At 54.3% G+C, this 2,587-nt stretch carries 3 protein-coding genes and 3 pseudogenes (1 of these 6 running past the window's edge); 3 read left to right on the top strand and 3 right to left on the bottom strand.

Features of this window, described 5'->3' with window-relative positions; genetic code table 11:
- Positions 1-295 (bottom strand): annotated as a pseudogene (locus tag OGX92_RS03765) (IS1-like element IS1A family transposase); the annotation flags it as partial.
- Between the two features lie 46 nt (positions 296-341).
- On the opposite strand from OGX92_RS03765, the pseudogene OGX92_RS03760 reads away from it, so the two are divergent.
- Together OGX92_RS03760 and OGX92_RS03755 are read left to right on the top strand one after the other, a co-directional pair.
- Positions 342-806: pseudogene (locus tag OGX92_RS03760) on the top strand (ABC transporter permease subunit); the annotation flags it as partial.
- Positions 790-1,563 carry an amino acid ABC transporter ATP-binding protein gene (locus tag OGX92_RS03755; protein WP_003833073.1) on the top strand — a complete coding sequence of 258 codons (774 nt, stop codon included), beginning with the start codon at positions 790-792 and terminating at the stop codon, positions 1,561-1,563. The pseudogene OGX92_RS03760 and the gene OGX92_RS03755, both read left to right, overlap by 17 nt.
- Positions 1,564-1,690: 127 nt before the next feature.
- On the opposite strand, the gene OGX92_RS03750 is transcribed toward OGX92_RS03755, so the two are convergent.
- Positions 1,691-2,122 carry a hypothetical protein gene (locus tag OGX92_RS03750; protein WP_003833070.1) on the bottom strand — a complete coding sequence of 144 codons (432 nt, stop codon included), beginning with the start codon at positions 2,120-2,122 and terminating at the stop codon, positions 1,691-1,693.
- Positions 2,119-2,442, bottom strand: a complete 324-nt coding sequence (locus OGX92_RS03745; protein WP_286586254.1) for a tlde1 domain-containing protein — start codon at positions 2,440-2,442, stop codon at positions 2,119-2,121. Before OGX92_RS03745 ends, OGX92_RS03750 begins: the two co-directional genes overlap by 4 nt.
- 74 nt (positions 2,443-2,516) lie before the next feature.
- Here OGX92_RS03745 and OGX92_RS03740 point away from each other — a divergent pair.
- Positions 2,517-2,587: pseudogene (locus OGX92_RS03740) on the top strand (IS1-like element transposase) (its annotated part continues 224 nt past the right edge of the window); the annotation flags it as partial.

Genomic DNA, 2,587 nt, shown 5'->3' with positions numbered 1-2,587 from the left:
CCCGGCTGTATGCGCGAGGTTACCGACTGCGGCCTGAGTTTTTTAAGTGACGTAAAATCGTGTTGAGGCCAACGCCCATAATGCGGGCAGTTGCCCGGCATCCAACGCCATTCATGGCCATATCAATGATTTTCTGGTGCGTACCGGGTTGAGAAGCGGTGTAAGTGAACTGCAGTTGCCATGTTTTACGGCAGTGAGAGCAGAGATAGCGCTGATGTCCGGCAGTGCTTTTGCCGTTACGCACCACCCCGTCAGTAGCTGAACAGGAGGGACAGCTGATAGAAACAGAAGCCACTGGAGCACCTCAAAAACACCATCATACACTAAATCAGTAAGTTGGCAGCATCACCCAAAGCGCCTATACCGCTGAAATTATTCGGGGTGGATTTTTAGGGGTCGATCACGGTCAGTACGAGGCAGCGGCAGCACTGGGCTTACCGGCAGGGCGACGTACGCTGCGGATCATTCTGCCGCAGGCGCTGCGTACCATTTTGCCTGCTGGATTCAATGAAATCATCAGCCTGGCGAAAGGGACGGCGATGGTATATGTGCTGGCAATGCCGGAGCTGTTCTACACCATCCAGATGATCTATAACCGCACGCAGGAAGTGATCCCGCTGCTGATGGTGGGGGCGGTGTGGTATCTGGTGATCACCAGCGTCCTGTCGTTAATTCAGCACCTGGTTGAACGTGCATTGGCACGCAGCGAACGACGTTCAGCGATCAACACAACCCGGGTGAGGCGTGCGGAAAAACGCAGTCGTCAACGTCCACAGCAGGAGGCCGTCCATGTCCCACTCGCCTGAAGGCCATATTTCTATTACCGGCGTTAGCAAATACTTTGGTCGCCACAAAGCGCTGGATAATGTGTCGCTGGAGATCCCTCCCGGTACGGTAACGGTTATTCTTGGCCCGTCCGGTTCAGGGAAATCCACACTCTTACGAACCATCAACCATCTGGAACGCGTCGATGAGGGGTTTATTCAAATCGATGGCGATTACATTGGCTATCGTCGGCAGGGAGACAAACTGTATGAGCTGAAAGAGGCGGAAATTTTGCGCCAGCGCGTTAACGTCGGCTATGTGTTCCAGAACTTTAATCTGTTCCCGCACTTAACGGTTCTGGAGAATCTGATTGAAGCGCCCATTGCGCACGGACTGGCAACGCGTAAAGCCGCCACCGAGCGGGCATTAACACTGCTTGATGCGGTAGGGTTACGGAATAAAGCCGATGCCTGGTCGCGTCACTTATCCGGCGGTCAGCAGCAGCGTATCGCTATTGCCCGTGCGCTGGCGCTAAATCCGCGCGTCATGCTGTTTGATGAGCCTACATCTGCACTGGATCCTGAACTGGTCGGTGAAGTACTGGATGTCATTAAAGCGCTGGCGAAGTCGGGAACCACGCTGGTTGTGGTAACGCATGAGATTGGCTTCGCCCGAGAAGTCGCAGATCAGGTGGTGTTTATGGTCGATGGCAAAATCGTCGAGCAGGGCAGCAGCGAGCAGGTGCTGAATCATCCATGCCACACGCGCACTCAGCAGTTTTTGTCGAAAGTGCTTTGAGATACATTGCGGCACAATGCTGTGCCGCACAGAGGTTATACAGTGACGACGATTTTGCCTACCTAAAAATCAAAAGTAAGCGGAAGAAAAAACGGCCATGTGATGACCAATGATCGGGTTGGCTATCTTACTTAACCTTGCGGGCGTTGTCTGTCTTCAGTTCGTCATAAGAGGCTTCAAGAATCCAGAGGCATTTTGCCCCAGCAGCCGTGCTCAGTAGTGCCTGACGCGTCCGCTGGTAAAATGCGTCCACCTTGTCCGGGGTTTCCGTCGGCGGGGTGCATACGATATCGGAGCCAATCATGTGGGGCCAGTGTCCGGCGTCGAGAACGTCTAACGCCCTCAGTGCGCCGGTGGTGTTTGCTGTCAGTGCCGCCGCGAGCGAATCCTCAAGTATCTGAGCCTGTTTAACGTCGGCAACTGCTGCTAGTGCCGGAACCTGCTCAAGCCATTGAACCTCACCAGCAGCAATGCCTCGGAATGCGTCCGGCCAGTCAGTGGCTCCTGCCATCGCAGGGAGTGACAGCGCTGCCAACAGTAGAATGGACAGGCGCTTCATCGAACGACCTCAAGGTCGCCACCATCGCGGAGTATCAGTCGTCGGGTGGTCAAGGAGAGGATAATACAACCCTCCGAGGCAAAGCCCGCTGGACCGTGCTTGCGCTCGCCGTGAATGCGGAATTCTGAACGTCCGAAAGTCTCCCCGGAGGTCTGCTCCAGAATGATGGTCACAGGTCCTTTAGAGGTTGAATGGCCCGCTATTTTATACGTTCCACGCGGAAGCGGCCCAAGTCCTTTAACCTGCTGGCGGTCCGGGTTGTTTTTATTGGTAAGTGAACCGGAGTAGCCGCTCTCTATCAGTTTACCGTCTTTATACATGTTGCCGGTCGACTGCTCAGGTGATGCTGCCAACTTACTGATTTAGTGTATGATGGTGTTTTTGAGGTGCTCCAGTGGCTTCTGTTTCTATCAGCTGTCCCTCCTGTTCAGCTACTGACGGGGTGGTGCGTAACGGCAAAAGCAC

It is taken from the genome of Citrobacter sp. Cpo089 (genome assembly GCF_030332695.1).
Classification (GTDB): Bacteria; Pseudomonadota; Gammaproteobacteria; order Enterobacterales; family Enterobacteriaceae; genus Citrobacter; species Citrobacter portucalensis.
This window is presented reverse-complemented; position numbering and strand designations above follow the sequence as displayed.